This window comes from Stenotrophomonas sp. YJH_SMC_80 (genome assembly GCF_059372495.1).
Window position 1 is genome coordinate 218,858 of sequence record NZ_JCAFVP010000003.1, and the last position, 20,202, is coordinate 239,059.

Consider the following 20,202-nt stretch of genomic DNA (forward strand, 5'->3'; position numbering starts at 1 on the left):
TGGTCGGCGGATGCGGCTATGAAATGATGTTTTTGTTACAGCCGTATTACGACCATGACAGGGGTGTCCTGGATCACGTTCTGACAAGGGTTTCACAGGATTGGCGCCGATCCGGCAGGTGCCCGGAAACCCCCGATCTGCGCACCGATATGACGGTCGGTTGGCCCTTGTAGAGTTGAGCCATGCTCGACTGCTCCCTGTTCTCGGTAGGTGCGGACCGTTGGTCCGCACGCTCCAGCACCCAGCCGAGCGTGGGCTCGTCTCTACAAACGCTCCTGCCTTCCATGACCCCACCGACTCCCCCATGGATCAGCGAAGGCGCAGCGCTCTTCACGACCCATCCCCCAAAAACAAGAAGAGCGCGAGATCTCGAGGATCTCGCGCCCGGGTGGGAGCGGCGGGGGAGAGAGGACCCGCCGCCCCCGTTCCTGCGGGGGAACGCGCTTACTTCAGGTTCTGCGACCAGTAGGTCTCGATCTGGCGGACCAGGCTGTCCGGCAGCGGCACGTAGTCCAGCTGGCGGGCCTGGGCGTCGCCATTCTTGTAGACCCAGCGGAAGAACTCCTGGGTCGCCTTGCCATTGGCAGCATTCTTCGGCGTCTTCTGCACCAGGATGAAGTTGGTGGCGGTGATCGGCCAGGACTCGGCGCCCGGCGCGTTGGTCATCACCAGGTAGAAGTCGCGGGCGTTGGCCCAGTCGGCGCTGGCGGCAGCGGCTGCGAACGAGGTGTCGCTCGGCTGCACGAACTTGCCGGCGGCATTCTTCATCGCGGTGTAGGAGAGCTTGTTCTGCAGCGCGTAGGACAGTTCGACATAGCCGATGCCGCCCTTGATCTGCTTCACATAGGCGGCAACACCTTCGTTGCCCTTGCCGCCGATGCCGGCGGGCCACTGCACCGAGGTGCCTTCACCGACCGAGCTCTTCCACTCCGGGCTGACCTTGGACAGGTAATTGACGAAGTTGAAGGTGGTGCCCGAGCCGTCCGAACGATGCACGACGGTGACCTTGGCGTTGGGCAGGGTCACGCCCGGGTTCAGCGCGGCGATGGCCGGGTCGTTCCAGGTCTTGATCTTGCCCAGGAAGATGTTGGCCAGCACCGCGCCGTCCAGCTTCAGCGCGCCCGGCGCGATGCCGGCCACGTTGACCACCGGCACCACGCCGCCGATCACCGACGGGAACTGCGCCAGGCCCGCAGCAGCCAGGTCTTCCGGCTTCAGCGGCGCGTCGGAGGAGCCGAAATCAACGGTCTTGGCCTTGATCTGGGCAATGCCGCCGCCGGAACCGATGGACTGGTAGTTGACCTTGTTGCCGGTTGCGGTGCTGTAGTCGGCCGACCACTTGGACATGACCGGGTAGATGAACGATGCGCCCGCGCCGGTGATATCGGCGGCGTTGGCGGCGAACACGGACGATGCGGCCAGGATGGCGACAGCGGCGCGCGACTTGAAGGCGTGGATCACGGGGAGACTCCTGGGGTGGTGGTCGAAGGGCGGTTGCCCGACGTTTCGGTGCACATTCCATAACGGTTGCGTGACACCCCCGCGTCTGTCATATGACGCGGGCGTGACACGCGTCATGAGCGATGTCACGTCCGCTGCGCCGGCAGGGCAGCGCGGCTACCGATGCAACGACGAAGGCACGGCCGGGGCCGTGCCTTCGCGGGTCAACGCAGGGGGCTGGACTTACCAGAAGAACTGCGCGCGGGCTTCCAGGATGTTGGGATCATCGTTGACGAAACCGCGCGCCGTGGAGCTGTACTTCTTGCTGTCGACCATCACGTAGTTGAGCATCAGCTTGAAGTTGGAACGCAGGTACCAGTTGGCGCCAACGGTCCAGATGTCCATCTTGCCACCCAGCACGCCATCGACGATCGGCGGGCGACCGGCAACCGGGTTGGCGGCGAGGTTGCCGTCATTGAGGTCCATGTGGTCGTAGCGCACGCCCAGCTGCCACTGGCCGCCGGCCGGGTTGTTCGGCAGGCCGGTGCCCGGGGTCCCGCCCTTGTAGCTCCAGGTCTCGCCGGTGACGTTCCACACGCCGCTGATGTAATAGCCGTCGCTGGTGTAGTTGTCGTGGTCGTAGCGCTTGGCCTTGCTGGTGTAGTACTCGGCCTGGGCCTTGAACGGGCCCTGGAAGTACATCGCTTCGGCACCGATGGTGCTGACGCGGTCGGTGTCGGTCAGGTTGCCGCTGTCGACCAGGCGGGCCGTGGCGAGGTCGGCATTCGGACGTGCACGCACGCGCAGGGTGTCGGCGTCGGTGTCGTAGTTGACGTAGCTCAGTCCGAAGTGCAGGACCTGGCCCTTTTCATTGATCGGGGCCCAGGTGCCACGCGCGCCGTAGCCGCTGCCGTGGGCCAGGTTGCGGGTCAGCTCGCGGCCGAAGGCGCTGGCAGTCACCGACCAGTTGTCCTGGCCGTAGCTGTACGCGCCGCCCAGGCGGCGGGCGATGGCATAGGTGTTGGTGACCGCTGCCTTGGAAATGAAATCGTTGTTCTTGGTGCTGGACAGTTCTTCCAGGCTGTTGGGCTGCTTGAACTGGCCCAGCTGCAGGAAGTGGTTGGCGTTGCCCAGCAGCTTGTACTTCACGTTGGTGTCGAGGAACTTGTCGGCCTTGGCGTCATAGCCGACCACCCACTCCACGTTGCCCGGGCCCTTGCCCTTCAGCACCAGCTCGGCGCGACGCAGTTCGAATTCGCTGTTCTTGCCGTTGCCGGCGTCGCCACCGTTGAGGTCGACCACATCGTTGTGGAACCAGTTGCCATCGGCCTGGACCAGGCCTTCGAAGGTGATTTCCGAACCGCCGATCACGTCGATGGCGACTTCGGCGTGTGCAGCCGGCACATACAGCGCAGCAGCCACGGCCACCGTCAGGAGTTGGTGATGCAGTTTCATGGAGAGGAGCCTTGCAGGCAGGTGGGAAGATGCGCGCAGGCTAGAAGGTAAAGATTGCGTAAATGTGACAGTTCACGCGCGGCAGACATCCACCGCAGGCCCCGTCACGGCAGGGCCTGCCATTGAACCCGCTTGCGTATGACGCCCGGATTGCGCCTTGGTTGCAGTCGATCCACGCCCTGCATGGATGCGGCCGTCACTCGGCCGGGGTCTTGTCCTTGAACCGGCACAGATCGGCGATCACGCATCCCGGGCAATCCGGCTTGCGCGCCTTGCACACATAACGTCCGTGCAGGATCAGCCAGTGATGCGCGTCGAGCAGGAACTCGGCGGGGATCACCTTCACCAGCTTGTCTTCCACTTCGCGCACATTCTTTCCCGGGGCCAGGCCGGTACGGTTGGAGACGCGGAAGATATGCGTGTCCACCGCCATCACCGGCTCGCCGAACGCGGTGTTGAGCACCACGTTTGCGGTCTTGCGGCCCACGCCCGGCAGTGCTTCCAGCGCATCGCGATCGCGCGGCACTTCACCGCCGTGCTTTTCCAGCAGGATCGCGCAGGTGGCGATCACGTTCTTCGCCTTGGCGTTGAACAGGCCGATGGTGGCGATGTACTGCTTCAGTCCTTCTTCGCCAAGCGCGAGGATCTTCGCCGGCGTGTTGGCCACCGGGAACAGGCGGCGCGTGGCCTTGTTGACGCCGACGTCGGTGGCCTGCGCCGACAGCGCCACCGCCACCAGCAGCTCGAACGGCGAGCTGTACTCCAGTTCGGTCTTCGGGTGCGGGTTGAGTTCGCGCAGGCGGGTGAACATTTCCACCACGTCGGCGCGCGGCATCGTGCCGCCACGCCGCGCCGGGGCGCGTGCGGTTTTCTTCGTGGTCGCCATTACTGCTCCTTGCCGCTGGCGCGGGCCTTGGCCCGGGCGAGGATGGCGGCGGCCGCGGCGGGCAGGGCGGGCTTCACGTCCGGCGCCGGGGCGGGCGTGCGCCGCGCGTCGCGTTCGGCTTCGCGGCGGGCCAGTCGCACCGCACGCGCGCGGTAGCGTTCGCGTGCCGCCCAGGCGGCCTGAAGCTGCTGCTGGGCCTGCTGCAACCGCTGCGGGAGTTCCGGGTGGCCGGGCAGCAACTGCGCGTCGTCGGCGCGGGCGACATAGTCCATCAGCCCGGCCTGCAGGGCGCCATCGAGATCGTCTGCCTGGACCCGGGCAAACAGCTGCGCGGGGTTGGGTCGGGATGCCATGGCGTCAGCGGTTCTGGAAGGCCGGCGGGCGACGCTGCAGGAAGGCGCTGGTTCCCTCGCGCATGTCCTCGGTGGCGAACAGCAGGCCGAACTGTGCGCTTTCGTATTCCAGCCCGGCTTCCAGGCTGCATTCGCCGCCCACGTGCACCGCATCGAGCAGGCCGCGCAGGGCCAGCGGCGCCGAGCGTGCCAGCTGCCGGGCGATGTCCTGCACGCGGTTGTCCAGCGCGTCGGCCGGTACCACCTCGTTGACGATCCCCAGTTCCAGCGCACGTGCGGCATTGATCGGTGCACCCAGCAGGCATAGCTCCAGGGTGGCGGCGCGGCCGCACAGGCGCAGCAGGCGCTGGCTGCCGCCGAAGCCGGGAATCAGCCCGAGATTGATTTCCGGTTGGCCGACTTTGGCGGTATCGGCGGCAATGCGCAGGTGGCAGGCCATGGCCAGTTCCAGGCCGCCGCCCAGGGCAAAACCGTTGACGCGGGCGATGACCGGTTTGGGCATGCGCTCGATCTGGCGCATCAGGGCCTGGCCCAGCAGCGAGAAATCACGTCCCTGAACCGCGCTGAGTGTGTTCATCTCGGCGATGTCAGCGCCAGCCACGAACGCCTTCGGGCCGGCACCGGTCAGCACCACCACGCGGATCTCCGGGTCTGCTGCGGCGGCGCTGAAGGCCTCGGCCAGGGCCTGCAGGGTCGCGGCGTTCAGGGCGTTGAGCTTGTCCGGGCGCTGGACGGTCACGGTGCGGATGGCGCCGTCGTCGGTGACAGCGATCAGGGCATCGGCCACGGGGAAACTCCTGGAACGTTAAAAAAAAGTGATATTGAACTCCGCGAACGCAGACGGGTCATAGCCTGCATCGTGAGTAGCGGTTACACGTTGCGCCCGTTATCCTAACCCGTCGCCTCAGGGCGGCGCAGAACGTCCCTGAGTTACCACCCCTGGAGAACTGTTTGATGAAGTTGCGTTCTATCGCGGTCGCCGTCGCGGCCCTGGCCCTGACGGGCAATGCCTTCGCCCAGGACGTCTCGTCCGAAAAGGGCAAGCTGAGCTACTACTTCGGTTACGACTACGGCAACAACCTGGCGGAGCTGACCGGTCGTGGTGAGCAGCTGGACATCAACTCGGTGGTGAAGGGCCTGCAGGATGCCTACGCCAAGAAGCAGCCGGCGATCACCGCCGAGCAGCTGAAGCCGGCCGTTGAAGCGTTCCAGAAGCGCGAGCAGGGCCGTGCCCAGGCTGCCAAGGCCGAGTACGAGAAGGCTGCTGCCGAAAACAAGACCAAGAGCGATCAGTTCATCGCGGCGAACAAGGCCAAGGCCGGCGTGCAGTCGCTGCCGAGCGGCGTCCAGTACCGCGTGATCGAAGCCGGCAAGGGTGCCAAGCCGACCCAGGCCAGCACCGTGCAGCTGGAAGTGGCCGGTCCGTTCCCGTACGGCCAGCGCCCGACCGAAGCCCGCCCGGCCCAGCAGATCCCGTCGATCAAGGTCAGCGAAGTCGAAATGAAGGCCATGCGCGAGACCCTGCTGCAGATGCCGGCCGGCTCGAAGTGGGAAGTCACCCTGCCGCCGGACCAGGCCTACGGTGCGGACCCGCGCACCCCGTTCCCGCCGAACGTGGCTGTGCAGTTCGAGATCAAGCTGGTCAGCGTCAAGTAAATCGAAGCAGTAAACCAAACGCGCCGGTGATTCCACCGGCGCGTTTTTGTTTGCGCAGTGCCTGACGGTACAGTCGACTGTCAGTCGACTGCTCTTGGGTCACATCGGGGAAACGCCCGCGCTGCGCGCTAGTCGACTGACAGTCGACTCTACCGTCCGACCGGCCCACCCGCGCAAATTCAGCCCGTTCGCGCTACTGTTGCCGGGTGCAAACAATGGAAGAAACGGCGCGTGTTGTCGCAAGTCCCTGCATCGGAGTGTGCACGCTGGATCCGCACCGGCAGTGCACCGGCTGCGGGCGTCATATCGATGAAATCGCACGGTGGTCGTCGATGAGCAACGACGAACGCAGTCGCATCCTGCATCGCGTGCAGCCGTTGCGGGCGCAGCTCCAGCAATCACTGCGCGGCTCGCTGGCCGACCACGAACGTTTGATGCGCGCGCTGCATCCGTTGGCCGATCCGCCGGCCGGCGATGGCTGGAACCGCAGCGAACTGATCGATCTGCTGCCGCCCGGGCCTCCGGTGGAAGCGGCCGTGCTCGCGGGAATCGTGCCGCGCGCCAGTGGCGCGCAGGTGATCCTCACCCGTCGCACCGAAACCCTGCGCACGCACGGTGGCCAGGTCGGATTCCCCGGCGGCCGCACCGAGCCCGACGACCGCGACGCACTGGCGGCAGCATTGCGTGAGAGCCAGGAAGAAATCGCCTTGGCTCCGGGCCAGGTGCAGGCGCTGGGCTATCTCGATCCCTTCGTGACGATCACCGGCTATCGGGTCACCCCGGTGGTGGCGGTGGTCGATCCGGACTTCGTGCCGGTGCCGCAGCCCAGCGAAGTGGCCGAGGTGTTCGAGGTGCCGCTGGACTACCTGATGGCGGCGGACAACCTGCGCCAGGTCGAAATCAACCATCGCGGCCGCATCCGTCACGTCCTTGAGTACAGCTGGCCCGGCCAGCGCATCTGGGGCGCCACCGCGGCCATTCTCTACAACCTGCGTCGCCGCCTGGAGCAAGTGCAATGAACCCGATCGATCCGCCGTGGACCACCCTGGTCGATGTCGCCACCCTGGCCGCTGCGCTGGGCGAGGGCATCCGCGTGGTCGACGCACGCGCCACCGCCAGCACCGCGGTGCGCGTGGTTGATGCGCGTTCCTCGCTGGCCGATCCGCAGGCGGGCAGCGGCCAGTACCTGGCAGGTCATATCCCGGGTGCGGTGTATGCCGATCTGAATCGTGACCTGTCCGATCTGTCGCGCGTCGGCCATGGTCGCCATCCGCTGCCGGACAGCGATGCCTTCGCCGCGAAGCTCGGGCAGTGGGGCATCGGCCCCGACACGCAGGTGGTGGTCTACGACGGCAGCGACGGCAGCATGGCCGCTTCGCGCCTGTGGTGGCTGCTGCGCCTGATCGGGCACAGCAAGGTGGCCGTGCTCGATGGTGGTATCGCCGCGTGGCAGGCCGCACGGCAACCTTTGGCGACGGGGCCGGATGAGGTGACCGCGCTGCCGGCTTACCCGGGCCGTTTCGACACCACCCAGATCGCCAATGCCGAGGAGATCAGCGCACGCCTGAAGCACGCGCCGGGCTGGCTGGTCGACGCACGCGCGGGCGAACGCTTCCGCGGCGAAGTCGAGCCGCTGGACCCGGTCGCCGGCCACGTACCCGGCGCGGTCAACCGTCCGTTTGCGTTGAACGTCGCTGACGGCCGGCTGCGCGATGCACAGGAACTGCGCGTCGAGCTGCAGGGTGTGATCGGCAACCGTGATCCGCAGCAGGTGGTGCTGATGTGCGGCTCCGGCGTGACCGCCTGCCACCTGCTGCTGGCGATGGAAAGCGCAGGCCTGAGCGGCGCACGCATCTACGCCGACTCCTGGAGCGGTTGGGTGAGCGACAGCAGCCGCCCGGTGGCGACCGGCGCCTGAGAAGCGCGGGGTCGGATCCGTTTTCCAACGGAAAACGGCTCTGACCCCGTGCCGACCAACGGTCGGCACCCACCAACAGCGGCAGAAATCTGTCGAAGGCGGGGTGGGTCCGGTTGCGGGGGTGTCCGCGGCATGGATGCCGCGGCCAAGCCCCCATGGACGGGTTTACGGCGTCCCCCGCAACCGGCCCCACCCCGCCATCCCTCGGAATGCGAGCTCTTGACGTTGACGTTGCTTCTGCGGGGCAGGGCGCAGCCCTGCCGCTTACCCAACCGGCTGCAGCGGCACCTTCGCCAGCACCCGCGCCCACGGGAACAACGGCCCCGGATCACGTTTGCGCGCCACCATCAGCGTCGGATCATCGCTGGCCGGCACCTGCTCCCGATCCAGCTGGTCATGCCCGGCAATCCGTTGCAGCGACGGATAGCGTGCCACCAGCGCCAGCAGCAGCCGCTCCAGCGCTTCCAGCTGCGCCTCGGTGTAGGCCTCGCCCATCGCCTGGTGACGGCTGTCGAACCAGTGCGGGTAGCGCCCGGTATTGACCAGCTCGATGCCCAGCGTATGCGCGTTCATGCCGCGCACGTGGTGGGCCACCCGTTCCGGTGCCACGTACTGCACCACGCTGCCATCGCGGTCGATGTAGAAATGCCCGCTGTTGCCGGCACCACTGTCGTACAGCACACGCTCGCCGTACTCGCGGGCCATCGCCAGATCCGGCAGCTCGGTGCAGTGGATCACCACCATCTCCAGCGTGGCCGGGTCGCGCAGTGGCAGGCGGTCTTCGTAGGGCAGGGGCTGCAGCTGCAGGCCGGGCAGGAGCGGGTTGGGCATCCGGCGATGCTAGCATTGCGGCATGAACCTGCCTTCCCTTTCCTTGTCGGCCCGTTCGTGCGGAGCGCACGCATGAGCCGCGGCCACTGCATCCTGTCCCACGGCTTCGAGAGCGGCCCGGAGGCGACCAAGGTCACCGCGCTGGCCGAGGTGGCACAGCGCCTGGGCTGGACCCACGAGCGCCCCGACTACACCGACCTGGACGCGATGAGCGAGGTCAGCCGGGTGGGCGACGTGCCGACCCGCCTGCGCCGCCTGGTCGAGCGCGCCGCCATCGCTGCCCGGCAGGGGCCGGTGGTGCTGGCCGGCTCCAGCCTGGGCGCCTACATCTCCGCCATCGCCTCGTTGCAGGTGCCGGTGGCCGGCCTGTTCCTGATGGTGCCGCCCACCACCATGGGCCCAATGCCGGCGCTGGATGCCGCCGCCGTGCCGACCACCGTGGTGCAGGCCTGGCATGACGATGTGGTCCCGGCCGCCGGGGTCATCGCCTGGGCGCAGGCGCGTTCGGCGCAGCTGCTGCTGGTCGACGACGGCCACCGCCTGGAACGCCACGTGGAGGCCTCCGCGCAGGCCTTCGAGCGCCTGTTGCGGCAACTGTGAAGCCCGGGCGCACGGCGCGCCCGCCCGCATTGACTACAATGGCAGCCCCGCCGCCCCTGGCGCGGGCCTGCCGGCCGTGCCTACGGCCCTCCTTTCCGACCGGCCCGGCCCCTGTGCCGCGCCCGACCACCTGCGAACCGATCCCGTGAAATTCTTCGTCTCCTGCGCCAAGGGCCTGGAATACCTGCTTGCCGATGAACTGTCGGCCCTGGGCCTTGGCAAGGCCACTGCCACCATTGCCGGCGTCAACGCCGAGGGCGAACTGGAGCAGGCGCTGCGGATCGTGATGTGGTCGCGCCTGGCCAGCCGCGTGCTGTGGCCGATCGACGAGTTCGAGTGCCCGGACGAGCAGGCCCTGTATGACGGCGTGCGTGCGCTGCCGTGGCATGAGCACATCAAGCCGGAGATGACCCTGGCGGTGGACGCACATGTGTCCGGCGACAAGATCACCCACGCCCGCTTTGCCGCCCAGCGGATCAAGGACGCCATCGTCGACCGCATGCGCGATGAGGGACTGGAACGCCCCTCGGTCAACACCGATCTGCCCGATGTGCGCGTCAACCTGTCGCTGCGCAAGGGCCGTGCCTCGCTGTCGATCGATCTCGGCGGCGGCCCGCTGCATCGCCGTGGCTGGCGTGGTGCCGCCCACGAGGCACCGCTGAAGGAAAACCTGGCCGCCGCGCTGCTGCTGCGCGCGCAGTGGCCGCGCCTGCACGCTGCCGGTGGTGGCCTGCTGGACCCGATGTGCGGCAGCGGCACCCTGCTGATCGAAGGCGCGCTGATGGCTGCCGACGTTGCCCCTGGCCTGATGCGCCATGGCAGCCTGCCGCCGAGCCGCTGGCTGGGCTTCGACAAGGCCGCCTGGAAGACCATCCAGAGCGAAGCGCGTGATCGTGAGGCCGCAGGCCTGGCCGCGCTGAAGCCGGTCATCCACGGCAGCGACATCGACCCGACCGCGATCCAGGCGGCACGCGAGAATGCCGAGGTCGCGGGCGTCGCCCACGCGATCCGCTTCACCCGCGCCGATGTGGCCGACCTGGCCGCGCCGGAACAGGAGATCGGTGCGGTGGTCTGCAACCCGCCCTACGACGAACGCCTGGCCGCCGATCCGGCGCTGTACCGTGCACTGGGCAATGCCCTGCAGAAGGCGGTGCCGCAGTGGCGCGCCAGCCTGCTGTGCGGCAACGACGAACTGGCCTTCGCCACCGGCCTGCGTGCCGGCAAGAAGTACCAGATGTTCAACGGTGCCTTGGAATGTGCGCTGATCGTCTGCGACCCGATCGCCGTGCCGGGCCGTGACCCGGCGCAGCCGCGCGAGTTGAGCGAAGGTGCGCAGATGGTGGCCAACCGCCTGCGCAAGAACCTGAAGAAGTTCAAGAGCTGGCGTGCCCGCGAAGACATCACCTGCTTCCGCGCCTATGACGCCGATCTGCCGGAGTACGCGGCCGCCATCGACGTCTACGAGGAAGACGGTGGCAAGCGCCGTACCTTCCTGCACGTGCAGGAATACGCTGCACCGGCTGCAATTCCCGAGAACGACGTGCGCCGTCGCCGCAACGAACTGCTGGCGGCCGCGCGTGAGGTGTTCGGCGTGCCGCCGGAGCAGGTCTCGATGAAGTCGCGCGAGCGCGGCAAGGGCGGCAGCAAGTACGGCCGCTTCGAGCAGCGCGATGAGTTCATCGTGGTGCGCGAGAACAACGCGCTGCTGCAGGTGAATCTGTTCGACTACCTGGACACCGGCCTGTTCCTCGACCACCGCCCGCTGCGCCGGATGATGGCCGAGCAGGCGCGTGGCAAGCGTTTCCTCAACCTGTTCTGCTACACCGGTGTGGCCAGCGTGCAGGCGGCCGTCGCTGGTGCCGCCAGCACCACCAGCGTCGACCTGTCGGCCACCTATCTGCAGTGGTGCTACGACAACCTGGCGTTGAACGGGCAGGGCGGTAACCAGCACCTTCTGGTGCAGGCCGATGCGATGGCCTGGCTGGAGGGTGACCGTGGCCAGTACGACGTGATCTTCTGCGATCCGCCGACGTTCTCCAACTCGGCGCGCGCCGATGACTTCGACGTGCAGCGCGAGCAGATCAAGCTGCTGCGTGCAGCCGTGGCGCGGCTGGCGCCCGGCGGCGTGCTGTACTTCTCCAACAACTTCCGCCGCTTCAAGCTGGAAGAAAACGCCATCGCCGAATTCGCCCAGTGCCGCGAGATCACCGCGCGCACCATCGGCCCGGACTTCGAGCGCAACGCGCGCATCCACCGCGCGTGGGAATTGAAGCGGTTGGGGTAAGTCGACGTCCGGCGTCGGATCTCCTGCGCGAATCGCAGGGGATCCGACCCCGATGGCTCTGCTACACCAACGCCACCAGCAGCCCGGCCACCGGCAGCGCGATCGCCAGTGGCGCGATCCATTTCGGTCGGTACGGGTACAGCCCGAACGACAGCACCACGCCGCCCACGGTCATCGCGCCCAGCCACAGCACCGGGCCCATCGCCCAGCCGTGGTCGGCCACGCACAGCGCGAACGCCACCGTCAGCAGGGCCCAGCCCAGCGCCCGCCACTGCGTGCGCCGTGCCGCGGGGGCTGCCGCCTTGCCGTGCAGATCGTGCTGGTGCTTTTCCATCGCCATCGACAGCGCGGTGAACGCGGAGAACGACAGGGTCAACGCCAGCAGCATCATGCGCTGGCCTCCGCTTCGGCAGCGTCCGCCGCTTCGACCGGTGCCTTGGGCGCCGCAGCCGCCGCACGCTTCTTCTTCTCGGCAGCAGACAGTGGTGGCGTCCAGTGCTGCATGCGCCAGCCGCACAACGCCAGCATCGCACCGAAGGCGATCATCGACAGATCGACGCCAGCCAACACCCAGTCACCACTGCGCAGGGTGATGCCCAGATGCGCGTGCGTGGTCAGGGCATTGACCACCGGCACCAGTGCGAACGCGGCTGCGCCCAGGTACAGCTGCCACGCCCACATCATCCGCTTGGGCCAGATGAAGGCGGCCAGCAGGGCCGTGCCCCAGGCATAGAAGAACACGTTGGCTTCCGCACTCGCGCGCTCGGCGATGTCCAGTGGCAGCAGGCGGTTGCCCCAGAAGTAGGCGGCAAAGGCAATCGGCAGGCCGGCCACGGTGCCGATGTTCAGCGCATCGACCAGGCGCAGGCCGAAGCCGGTGCGGCCGCTCTTGGCATGCTTCGGGCGTTCCTTCACCGCCCACAGCACCACACCGCTGGCGACCATCAGGCAGCCGACCAGGCCGGACAGGAAGAACAGTGCACGCAGGCCCCAGTCGGCGAAGCGGGCCAGGTGCAGGCCATACAGCACGCCACGGGTCGCGGTAGCTCCGCCCGACGGTGGCGTCTCTTCCAGCAGCGCACCGCTGACCATGTCGTAGCGCACGGCCGGGGTGTCGGTGGACAGGCGCTTGCCGTCACGCTGGCGGATGTCGATCACCGCATTGGCCGCGCCCGGGTTGGATACGGTGAAGCCGGCCACTTCCATGCCGTGCCAGTGTGCACGTGCGCTGTCCAACAGCTGTGCGATCGGCAGCGGCGCGGCGCGGCCTTCGGCCGGTGCGGTCACCTCCGGCATGCCACCGAAGGCCTCGAAGAAGAACTGGTCCTCGTCCTGCGGGTAGGCCACCTTTACCCCCCACGGCAGGTACATGATCATCAACGTCACAATGCCGGTGTAGGTGATCATCGCGTGGTAGGGCAGGGCCATCACCGCGCTGACGTTGTGGAAATCAAGCCAGGAACGCAGGCCCTTGTCCTTGCGGAAGGTGAAGAAGTCCTTGAAGATTTTCTTGTGGGTGATGACGCCGGTGATGATCGCCACCAGCATGAACATCGCGCAGAAGCCGACCAGATAGCGTGCCCACAGCACCGGGATGTAGTGCAGGTCGAAGTGCAGGCGGTAGAAGAAGTCGCCGCCGCGGGTCTCGCGCGCCTTCAATGCCTGGCCGGTGTTGGGGTCCAGCGTGGCGTCGCCGAAGCCACCGCGGCGGCCACGGCTGGGATCGGCCAGTTCCGGCGGCAACCGCCAGAACATCTGCATGGCCGGGTTGCGCGGCTGCGGCAGTGTGACGAACCAGTTTTCGGCCTGCGCGGCGTTGGCCTGCAGGTAGTCCACCGCGCGCTGTGCGGCGACGTCGATGCTGACGTTGCTGGACGGCAGTTCCGGACGCATCCAGCGGCTGATTTCCTCGCGGTAGTAGCTGGCCGTGCCAGCCATGAAGATCAGCAGCAGCAACCAGCCAACCAGCAGCCCGGTCCAGGTGTGCAGCCAGGCCATCGACTGGCGGAATCCGTTCTTCATGCCCAGGCCCCCATCAGGCGCGCAATGGCGGCCATCAGCAGCGCGGGCGCGAGGATGCCGACCCAGGCGCGCAGCGCGCTGCGGGTAGCGAATGCCCACAGTGCCGCACAGGCGGCGACCAGGATGGCCAGCAGCATGCCGGTCAGCACGGTCTGGCCACGTGCGCCGGGCAGGGCCACGGCGCAGAACACGCTGGTCACCGAAGCCAGCGCGTAACCGCCGAAGATCGCGGCCAACGAGCGTGACAGCACGCCCCAGCGCGGGTTGGAAAAGAAGGTGCGGGGGCTGGCGGTTGCGGGCGAGCGGTCCACGGCATTCCTGCAGGTAGGAGAGGGGATGGAACGCGTCCGCGGCCCCCTTGCGCCCTGCGCATGTCGCCCCAGCGTGTCCCATCGACAAAGCACGGCCCGCGCAGACGGGCAGTCCAGAGGTCGGGGATGTACACGGGCGATGGGTGCGTCTTCCGCACCCGATTGGCTAAGCGTACAACCGATCAGTAAATGATAGGCATTCGCATTTTATGAATCAAGCGTGATGACCCGAGGGGCGGGTTGAGGCCTAGAACCTGAACACCACTGTCGCCGCATGCAGCAGCAGGCCGATCAGGCCACCCACCAGGGTGCCGTTGAACCGGATGAACTGCAGGTCGCGGCCCACGCTCAGTTCCAGCTGTTCCACCAGATGGCGCTCGTCCCAGCCCTTCACGGTCTGCGCGATATGCGTGGTCACGCCTTCGCGCAGGCGGCCGGTCAGGCGTTGCGCGCCTTCCAGCAGGTGCTGGTTGAGGGCCTCGCGCAGCGCCGGGTCGGCCTGCAGGCTGGCACCGAGCGAACCCAGGCTGCGTTGCAGGTGGCCGACCAGCGCCGAGTCCTCGCGCTGCAGGTCCGCGCGCAGGCTGGCGTGGATGCGCGCCCACAACCCCTGCACGTAGTCCTGCAGGGCCGGATGGTCGATCATTTCCTGCTTGAGCTGTTCGATGCGCTCGGCCAGGGCCGGGTCCTCGCGCAGGCGCTGCACGTAATTCTGCAGCCAGCTCTCGTAGTCCTGGCGCAGCGGATGCTGCGGCTCGGCCAGTACCTGCTGCAGCTCTTCCAGTACCGCGCGGGCCAGGCGCTCGGCCAGGCTGTCGCCGATCTCGTCAATCGGCTTGACCCAGTTCACCGTGCTCGACAGCGTCGGCCATTCGCGCTGGATGTAACGCACGATCAGCTGCGAGGCGCGTTCTTTCACCTCGGGCTGCTCGAGCCAGCGGCCCAGCCGCTGCAGGCCTTCGTCCAGCACGCGTTGATGGCGACCATCGGCGGTCAGCAGGGCCAGCAGCTCACCGGCAGTGGCAGCGGCATTCCACTGCCGCAACTGCTGCACAACGAAGCCGTGCAGCTGCCGGCGCACGGCGGTTTCGTCGAAGAAATCCAGTGCCTGCAGCGCCCAGCCGCGGGCCATGTCGGCCAGCATGCGCGAGCGTGCCGGGTCGGCCAGCCAGCTGCCGAGGCGGCTGGCCGGATCGAACACCTGCAGCTTGGCCAGCAGCACGCCCGGCTCCAGGAACTGGTCGCGCACGAACAGCGCAAGGCTGTCGCCGATGCGTTCCTTGCTGCGCGGGATGATCGCGGTGTGCGGGATCGGCAGGCCCATCGGCCGCCGGAACAGCGCGACCACGGCGAACCAATCGGCCAGTGCGCCCACGGCTGCGGCCTCGCAGAACGCCGAAACCCAGGCCCAGATGCCGCGCTCGCCCTGCCAGTGGCTGACCGCGAAACCGGCCAGCATCAACAGCAGCAGGCCCAGCGCGAGGGCTTTCAGGCGCCGCAGCTGAGCGCGGCGCGGGTCGTTGGCAGACGTCATGCCGGAAGTCTAACCGGCACGGCATGAGCATCTGGTAGTGCCGGCCGCTGGCCGGCAACCTCAACGCACCCGATACGTTCATGGCGTTGCCGGCCAGCGGCCGGCACTACCCCTTGGTTCAGAGCGCTTCCAGTTGCTTGCGCAGCGCGGCCAGTTGCGCGCGCAGGGTGTCGTTCTCGCGGGTCAGCGCGACCACCCGACGGCGCAGCGCCGTTGCGTCCTCGCCCAGCTGCTCCAGCGCCGACAGCACCTCGGCATCGCGGCTGGCGATCTCGTCCTCATTTGCCTCCTCGAAATCCATCTCGGCTGCTTCCGGCTTCGGCGCACGCGGCTTGCGCTTGGACTCGCGCACGCGCTTGGCGGCCTGCTTCAGCTCGTCCTTGCCACCGGCGGCGGCGGCGCGCTGCTCTTCTTCCGGCAGGTCAGCCACGGCGGCGGCGGCGCTGATCGAGATCACGCCGGCCTTGACCGCTTCCACCACCTCGGCCGCGGCCTGGGCGTGGATGCGCTCGATCATGCCAACCTGGCTGGTGCTCAGCTTGGCTTCGCGGGCCAGCTCGGCTCGGCTGATCTTCGGCGCCGGTTCCCACGGCGGGCTGTCTTCACCGGCCTCATCGGTGACGTCGGCAGTGCCATCGCTCTCGCGCTGCAGCTGCGCCTGCTCGATCTGCTTGCGGGCGGCCAGGATGTCGCGCTTGCGCAGCGCCAGCACGCCGCGCTGGAAGTCGGACACGCTGCGACGGCCCAGGTGCTGCTCGATCATCCACAGGTGCACGTCTTCCATGCTCTGGAAGCGGGTGTTCTGTACGGTGTTGAAGGGCAGGCCATGCTTCTGGCAGATGCCGAAGCGATTGTGGCCGTCGACCAGTACGTTGCCCCACAGGACCAGCGCGTCACGACAGCCCTCGGCCAGGATGCTGCGCTCCAGCGCGTCATGTTCGTCCGCAGTCAGCGGGTCGATATAGGCCTTGAGTTCTTCTTTGACGACGATATCCATGGGCACGGCAGCGAGCAGGAGCGGAACCGCCCATTGTACCCGCTCGCCGCCGCCGGCCAGGGCTCAGGCAGTGGCCCGGATCATCTCGCCCAGCGTGCCGGTGATCTGGTCGATCTGCGCCTTGTCCACGATCAGCGGGGGCGACAGCGCGATGATGTCACCGGTACAGCGCACCAGCAGCCCGCCGTCGTGGAAGCAGCGCCGATAGACCTCGTAGCCCCGGCTGCCCGGCGCATCGCGGCGAGGCGCCAGCTCGACCGCGCCGACCAGGCCGAAGTTGCGGATGTCGATCACGTTGGGGAGGCCCTGCAGCGCATGCAGCCGTTCCTGCCAGTACTCGCCCAGCTCGATGGCGCGCTCGAAAAGGCGCTCCTCGGCGTAGACCTCCAGCGTGGCCAGTGCGGCCGCGCAGGCCAGCGGATGCCCCGAACAGGTATAGCCATGGAACAGCTCGATGGCCTGTGGCGGTGCCTGCATCAGGGTTGCATGCACGGCGTCGCTGGCCAGCACGCCGCCCAGCGGCACTGCGCCGTTGCTGACCGCCTTGGCGAAGGTCAGCAGGTCGGGGGTGACCCCGAAACGCTGTGCGGCGAATGGCATGCCGACCCTGCCGAAACCGGTGATGACCTCGTCGAACACCAGCAGGATGCCGTGGTGGTCGCACAGCTCGCGCAGGCGCTGCAGGTAGCCCGGCGCCGGCAGAATCACCCCGGCGGAACCGGCAATGGGTTCGACGAAGACCGCCGCGATGGTTGAGGCGTCATGCAGTGCGATCAGTCGTTCCAGGTCATCGGCCAGCTCGGCGCCCTGGCGCGGCAGGCCTTTGCTGAACGCATTGCGCTGCAGGTCCAGGGTGTGGCGCAGGTAGTCCACGCCGCCCAGCTGCAGGCCGAACGCCCTGCGGTTGTTGGGCAAGCCGCCCAGCGCCATGCCGCCGAAGCCCACGCCGTGGTAGGCCTTCTCGCGGCTGATGAAACGCGTGCGCTGGCCCTCGCCACGCTGGCGGTGGTAGGCCAGCACGATCTTCATCGCGGTATCCACCGCCTCCGAGCCGGAGCTGGTGAAGAACACATGGTTCAGTGGCGTCGGCGCCAATGCGGCCAGTCGCTGCGCCAGCGCGAAGGCCGGCGGTGAGCCCATCTGGAAGGCCGGCGAGTAGTCGAGCGTGCGTGCCTGCTCGACGATGGCCTCGACGATGCGTGGGCGGGCATGGCCCGCGTTGCAGCACCAGAGGCCGGCGGTGCCATCGAGGATCTGGCGACCGTCGACGTCCTCGTAGTGCATGCCTTCGGCGCGTACCAGCATGCGCGGCGCGGCCTTGAACTGGCGGTTGGCGGTGAACGGCATCCAGTACGCCTCCAATGACTCCGGGCGTTGGGTAGCCAGATCGTGCAGGTCGCTCGCGGAACGCTTCATGCCAGCTCCATCGGGTCCGATGGGGGAAATGTAGCGCAGCCACGTCACGGCGGAGTCGCGGCCGCGCCGGTATAACCGGGGAAACTGTTCCGAGGAGCCCGACATGGCCGACTTTCCCGACCGCAGCCACTGGCAGGTGCTGGCCCAGCAGCTTTCGATACCCGCACAGGCCTTCATTGATGGTCGTTACACCGACGCTGCCAGCGGCGCGCGCTTCGACTGCATCAGCCCGATTGATGGGCGCGTGCTGGGGGTGGTCGCCGACTGCGATGCAGAGGACGTGGAGCGCGCAGTGCGGTCGGCGCGGCGTGCCTTCGATGCGGGCCACTGGTCAGAGGCCAGCCCGGCCCATCGCAAGCGGGTGTTGCTGGCCTTGGCGGCATTGGTGGAAAAGCACGCTGATGAGTTGGCCCTGCTGGAAACCCTGGACATGGGCAAGCCGGTGCGCGACGCACGCCGTATCGACCTGCCCGGCGTGGTGCGCTGCCTGCGCTGGACCGCCGAAGCGGTGGACAAGCTGTACGGCGAAGTCGCACCGACTGGCCCACACGAGCTGGGCCTGGTCACGCGCGAGCCAGCCGGCGTGGTCGCAGCGATCGTGCCATGGAACTTTCCGTTGCTGATGGCCTGCTGGAAGATCGCGCCTGCGCTGGCCATGGGCAATTCGGTGGTGCTCAAGCCTTCCGAGCGGTCGCCCTTGAGTGCGTTGCGATTGGCCGCGCTGGCCGCTGAGGCGGGCCTGCCGGACGGCGTGCTGAACGTATTGCCAGGCCACGGTACGCGCGTCGGTGAACCGTTGGCGCTGCACATGGATGTGGACGTGCTGGCCTTCACCGGTTCCACCGCCACCGGCGCGAAGCTGCTGGAGCATGCGGGACAGTCCAACCTCAAGCGGGTCTGGCTGGAATGCGGTGGCAAAAGCCCGCACCTGGTGTTCGACGACGCACCGGACCTGGACGCAGCGGCCAAGGCCGTGGCGCAGGGCATCTTCTTCAACCAGGGCGAAGTCTGCACCGCCGGCTCGCGGCTGCTGGTGCAGCGCTCGATCCGTGAGGACTTCGTGCACCAGGTGATTGCCTACGGCCAGCATATGCAGCCGCAGCATCCACTGGAGGCCGATGCACCGATGGGCGCGCTGGTCGATGCCGAGCACGTGGACAAGGTGCTGGCCGATATCGCACGGGCCGAAGGCGAGGGCGCCCGCCTGCTGCTCGGCGGCCATCGGGCCGAGGTGGAGGCCGGCGGCTGCTATGTGCAGCCCACGGTGTTCGACCAGGTGCGTCCGGACCACGCGTTGGCACGCGAGGAGGTGTTCGGCCCGGTGCTGGCGGTACTTGGTTTCGAGGATGAAGCGGAGGCGGTGCGCGTGGCCAATGACAGCCGCTATGGGTTGGCGGCGGGCCTGTGGACACGCGACCTCGGCCGCGCCCATCGTGTCGCACGCCAGCTGCGCGCCGGCAGCGTGTGGGTGAACGGCTGGGATGGTGGCGACATGACCGCACCGTTCGGTGGCTACAAGCAGTCCGGCAATGGGCGCGACAAGTCACTGCATGCGTTCGACAAGTACAGCGAGATCAAGGCCACCTGGATCCAGCTGTAACGACGTGGCTGCTTGACCGCTGTTCGTTCTTTGTAGCGTCGAGCCCTGCTCGACTGCTTCTCGCGAAGAGCAGTCGAGCCTTGCTCGACTCTACAGAAAGCAGACAGCCGTCGAGCTACCGGCAGCGGGCACTCACCTGCAGCACTGCCGCACGCAGCATGTCGCGGTCGGCTTCTTCGACCGCGTTCTGGAAATAGTCCATGTCCTGTTTACCCAGTTCGCACGGGTCGACGATGTATCCCGGCGGCCAAAGCCCCAGCAGTTGCGCCACGCCATGCACGATCTGCTCGGGGCTCATCTGCCGACGGATCCGGAAGTAATTGCGGCGAGGCCCGAACGCAGGATGGACCTCGCGCCGACCGATCAGGCGCGGCGCCACGCCAGCTGCGCTGATGCCGTCACCACCGTCGATGCTGCCCGCAGGCAGGCTCAGGATCAGTGGCGCCACTGCAGCCACGTTCCCCGGGGCAGGCAGGGCGCTCTCTGCCTGTGCAACCGGAGCAGGGCGGGGCATCATCGATGCGGCCGGACGCGTCATCTTTGCGGAGGGCAAGGCGGGCTGTTGAGGTACCGGCGCCGGCGGTTCCGGTGGCAGCCAATGCAGCGAGATCCGCGGGCCCTCACCGCTGCGCAGTTCGATCCGGCCGCTGTCCAGCAGCCACAGAGCGAGCCCGCCATGCACCAGCAGTACCACCAGCCACGCCGCCATCCGCGGCAGCTTCGGCGAATCGGAGCATGACAACGCAACTGCAGCCATGGGCAAGGCATCCATGCAGGGACCGGTGGCGCAGCCTAGCCGGCGGCCGGAAAAATTCCGTTGGCATCGGTGTCGGCTGAAACCATCGTCCCGTGCGGCCATCGGCCCGTGGCAGAATCGGGCGATCCGCCGTTACCCGTGT

Annotated in this window: 19 protein-coding genes; 6 read left to right on the forward strand and 13 right to left on the reverse strand. The window is 67.5% G+C overall.

The window, feature by feature from the left end; genetic code table 11:
• Nucleotides 1-444 precede the first annotated feature (444 nt).
• The 5 genes from pstS to AC5P99_RS06760 all read right to left on the reverse strand — a co-directional run bounded on the left by pstS (nt 445) and on the right by AC5P99_RS06760 (nt 4,921).
• Nucleotides 445-1,461, reverse strand: coding sequence for a phosphate ABC transporter substrate-binding protein PstS (gene pstS, locus AC5P99_RS06740; RefSeq protein ID WP_005408792.1), 1,017 nt, complete (start codon nt 1,459-1,461; stop codon nt 445-447).
• A 222-nt stretch (nt 1,462-1,683) separates the two neighbouring features.
• Nucleotides 1,684-2,895, reverse strand: a complete 1,212-nt coding sequence (locus tag AC5P99_RS06745; protein ID WP_005408793.1) for an OprO/OprP family phosphate-selective porin — start codon at nt 2,893-2,895, stop codon at nt 1,684-1,686.
• Between the two features lie 196 nt (nt 2,896-3,091).
• The gene (gene nth, locus AC5P99_RS06750) at nt 3,092-3,781 is read right to left on the reverse strand and encodes an endonuclease III (RefSeq protein ID WP_012479638.1); all 690 of its coding nucleotides are present in this window, start codon (nt 3,779-3,781) and stop codon (nt 3,092-3,094) included.
• A complete protein-coding gene (locus AC5P99_RS06755; RefSeq protein WP_005408795.1) occupies nt 3,781-4,134 on the reverse strand; it encodes a hypothetical protein in 354 nt (117 codons plus the stop codon). The genes nth and AC5P99_RS06755 overlap by 1 nt, the downstream gene beginning before the upstream one ends.
• A 4-nt stretch (nt 4,135-4,138) precedes the next feature.
• Entirely contained in the window at nt 4,139-4,921 is a 783-nt protein-coding gene (locus AC5P99_RS06760) for an enoyl-CoA hydratase/isomerase family protein (protein WP_012479639.1), read from the reverse strand.
• Between the two features lie 167 nt (nt 4,922-5,088).
• On the opposite strand from AC5P99_RS06760, the gene AC5P99_RS06765 reads away from it, so the two are divergent.
• From AC5P99_RS06765 to AC5P99_RS06775, 3 genes are all read left to right on the forward strand, one after another.
• On the forward strand, nt 5,089-5,790 hold the full coding sequence (locus tag AC5P99_RS06765; RefSeq protein WP_005408797.1) for an FKBP-type peptidyl-prolyl cis-trans isomerase: 702 nt from the start codon (nt 5,089-5,091) through the stop codon (nt 5,788-5,790).
• A gap of 215 nt (nt 5,791-6,005) precedes the next feature.
• Entirely contained in the window at nt 6,006-6,809 is an 804-nt protein-coding gene (locus AC5P99_RS06770) for a CoA pyrophosphatase (RefSeq protein WP_024957875.1), read from the forward strand.
• Nucleotides 6,806-7,708, forward strand: coding sequence for a sulfurtransferase (locus AC5P99_RS06775; protein WP_049449715.1), 903 nt, complete (start codon nt 6,806-6,808; stop codon nt 7,706-7,708). Before AC5P99_RS06770 ends, AC5P99_RS06775 begins: the two co-directional genes overlap by 4 nt.
• A 264-nt stretch (nt 7,709-7,972) precedes the next feature.
• Here the strand turns inward: AC5P99_RS06775 and AC5P99_RS06780 are convergent, their stop codons facing one another.
• Nucleotides 7,973-8,539, reverse strand: coding sequence for an N-acetylmuramoyl-L-alanine amidase (locus tag AC5P99_RS06780; RefSeq protein WP_108270476.1), 567 nt, complete (start codon nt 8,537-8,539; stop codon nt 7,973-7,975).
• 72 nt (nt 8,540-8,611) lie between these two features.
• Between AC5P99_RS06780 and AC5P99_RS06785 the strand changes: the two genes are divergently transcribed.
• Both AC5P99_RS06785 and rlmKL read left to right on the forward strand, forming a co-directional pair.
• Nucleotides 8,612-9,139: an alpha/beta hydrolase gene (locus tag AC5P99_RS06785; RefSeq protein WP_024958728.1), complete on the forward strand. Its 528-nt coding sequence runs from the start codon at nt 8,612-8,614 to the stop codon at nt 9,137-9,139.
• Between the two features lie 145 nt (nt 9,140-9,284).
• The gene (rlmKL, locus tag AC5P99_RS06790) at nt 9,285-11,423 is read left to right on the forward strand and encodes a bifunctional 23S rRNA (guanine(2069)-N(7))-methyltransferase RlmK/23S rRNA (guanine(2445)-N(2))-methyltransferase RlmL (protein ID WP_187757060.1); all 2,139 of its coding nucleotides are present in this window, start codon (nt 9,285-9,287) and stop codon (nt 11,421-11,423) included.
• A gap of 61 nt (nt 11,424-11,484) precedes the next feature.
• On the opposite strand, the gene AC5P99_RS06795 is transcribed toward rlmKL, so the two are convergent.
• The 6 genes from AC5P99_RS06795 to aptA form a co-directional block, all read right to left on the reverse strand.
• Nucleotides 11,485-11,814, reverse strand: coding sequence for a DUF3325 domain-containing protein (locus tag AC5P99_RS06795; RefSeq protein ID WP_108270474.1), 330 nt, complete (start codon nt 11,812-11,814; stop codon nt 11,485-11,487).
• A complete protein-coding gene (locus AC5P99_RS06800; RefSeq protein WP_262091505.1) occupies nt 11,811-13,445 on the reverse strand; it encodes a PepSY-associated TM helix domain-containing protein in 1,635 nt (544 codons plus the stop codon). Before AC5P99_RS06800 ends, AC5P99_RS06795 begins: the two co-directional genes overlap by 4 nt.
• The gene (locus AC5P99_RS06805; protein WP_033834719.1) at nt 13,442-13,756 is read right to left on the reverse strand and encodes a DUF3649 domain-containing protein; all 315 of its coding nucleotides are present in this window, start codon (nt 13,754-13,756) and stop codon (nt 13,442-13,444) included. The genes AC5P99_RS06800 and AC5P99_RS06805 overlap by 4 nt, the downstream gene beginning before the upstream one ends.
• 247 nt (nt 13,757-14,003) lie before the next feature.
• Complete coding sequence (locus tag AC5P99_RS06810) at nt 14,004-15,290, reverse strand: DUF445 domain-containing protein (RefSeq protein WP_024958724.1); 1,287 nt, start codon at nt 15,288-15,290, stop codon at nt 14,004-14,006.
• A gap of 118 nt (nt 15,291-15,408) precedes the next feature.
• Complete coding sequence (locus tag AC5P99_RS06815) at nt 15,409-16,287, reverse strand: hypothetical protein (RefSeq protein WP_049451320.1); 879 nt, start codon at nt 16,285-16,287, stop codon at nt 15,409-15,411.
• A 63-nt stretch (nt 16,288-16,350) separates the two neighbouring features.
• The gene (aptA, locus tag AC5P99_RS06820) at nt 16,351-17,703 is read right to left on the reverse strand and encodes an omega-aminotransferase AptA (protein WP_049451321.1); all 1,353 of its coding nucleotides are present in this window, start codon (nt 17,701-17,703) and stop codon (nt 16,351-16,353) included.
• Nucleotides 17,704-17,806: 103 nt separating this feature from the next.
• On the opposite strand from aptA, the gene AC5P99_RS06825 reads away from it, so the two are divergent.
• Entirely contained in the window at nt 17,807-19,303 is a 1,497-nt protein-coding gene (locus AC5P99_RS06825) for an aldehyde dehydrogenase (protein WP_495213004.1), read from the forward strand.
• Nucleotides 19,304-19,418: 115 nt separating this feature from the next.
• Here the strand turns inward: AC5P99_RS06825 and AC5P99_RS06830 are convergent, their stop codons facing one another.
• Nucleotides 19,419-20,060, reverse strand: coding sequence for a hypothetical protein (locus AC5P99_RS06830; protein WP_049451323.1), 642 nt, complete (start codon nt 20,058-20,060; stop codon nt 19,419-19,421).
• Nucleotides 20,061-20,202: the final 142 nt, after the last annotated feature.

Bases quoted from the DNA above. Each gene is read 5' to 3' on its own strand.
- AC5P99_RS06780 (WP_108270476.1), bottom strand. From the start codon at position 8,539: ATGCCCAACCCGCTCCTGCCCGGCCTGCAGCTGCAGCCCCTGCCCTAC.
- AC5P99_RS06825 (WP_495213004.1), top strand. From the start codon at position 17,807: ATGGCCGACTTTCCCGACCGCAGCCACTGGCAGGTGCTGGCCCAGCAG.
- nth (WP_012479638.1), bottom strand. From the start codon at position 3,781: ATGGCGACCACGAAGAAAACCGCACGCGCCCCGGCGCGGCGTGGCGGC.
- AC5P99_RS06795 (WP_108270474.1), bottom strand. From the start codon at position 11,814: ATGATGCTGCTGGCGTTGACCCTGTCGTTCTCCGCGTTCACCGCGCTG.
- AC5P99_RS06830 (WP_049451323.1), bottom strand. From the start codon at position 20,060: ATGGCTGCAGTTGCGTTGTCATGCTCCGATTCGCCGAAGCTGCCGCGG.
- AC5P99_RS06810 (WP_024958724.1), bottom strand. From the start codon at position 15,290: ATGACGTCTGCCAACGACCCGCGCCGCGCTCAGCTGCGGCGCCTGAAA.
- AC5P99_RS06785 (WP_024958728.1), top strand. From the start codon at position 8,612: ATGAGCCGCGGCCACTGCATCCTGTCCCACGGCTTCGAGAGCGGCCCG.
- AC5P99_RS06770 (WP_024957875.1), top strand. From the start codon at position 6,006: ATGGAAGAAACGGCGCGTGTTGTCGCAAGTCCCTGCATCGGAGTGTGC.
- AC5P99_RS06755 (WP_005408795.1), bottom strand. From the start codon at position 4,134: ATGGCATCCCGACCCAACCCCGCGCAGCTGTTTGCCCGGGTCCAGGCA.
- AC5P99_RS06775 (WP_049449715.1), top strand. From the start codon at position 6,806: ATGAACCCGATCGATCCGCCGTGGACCACCCTGGTCGATGTCGCCACC.
- AC5P99_RS06745 (WP_005408793.1), bottom strand. From the start codon at position 2,895: ATGAAACTGCATCACCAACTCCTGACGGTGGCCGTGGCTGCTGCGCTG.
- AC5P99_RS06815 (WP_049451320.1), bottom strand. From the start codon at position 16,287: ATGGATATCGTCGTCAAAGAAGAACTCAAGGCCTATATCGACCCGCTG.
- AC5P99_RS06800 (WP_262091505.1), bottom strand. From the start codon at position 13,445: ATGAAGAACGGATTCCGCCAGTCGATGGCCTGGCTGCACACCTGGACC.
- AC5P99_RS06765 (WP_005408797.1), top strand. From the start codon at position 5,089: ATGAAGTTGCGTTCTATCGCGGTCGCCGTCGCGGCCCTGGCCCTGACG.
- aptA (WP_049451321.1), bottom strand. From the start codon at position 17,703: ATGAAGCGTTCCGCGAGCGACCTGCACGATCTGGCTACCCAACGCCCG.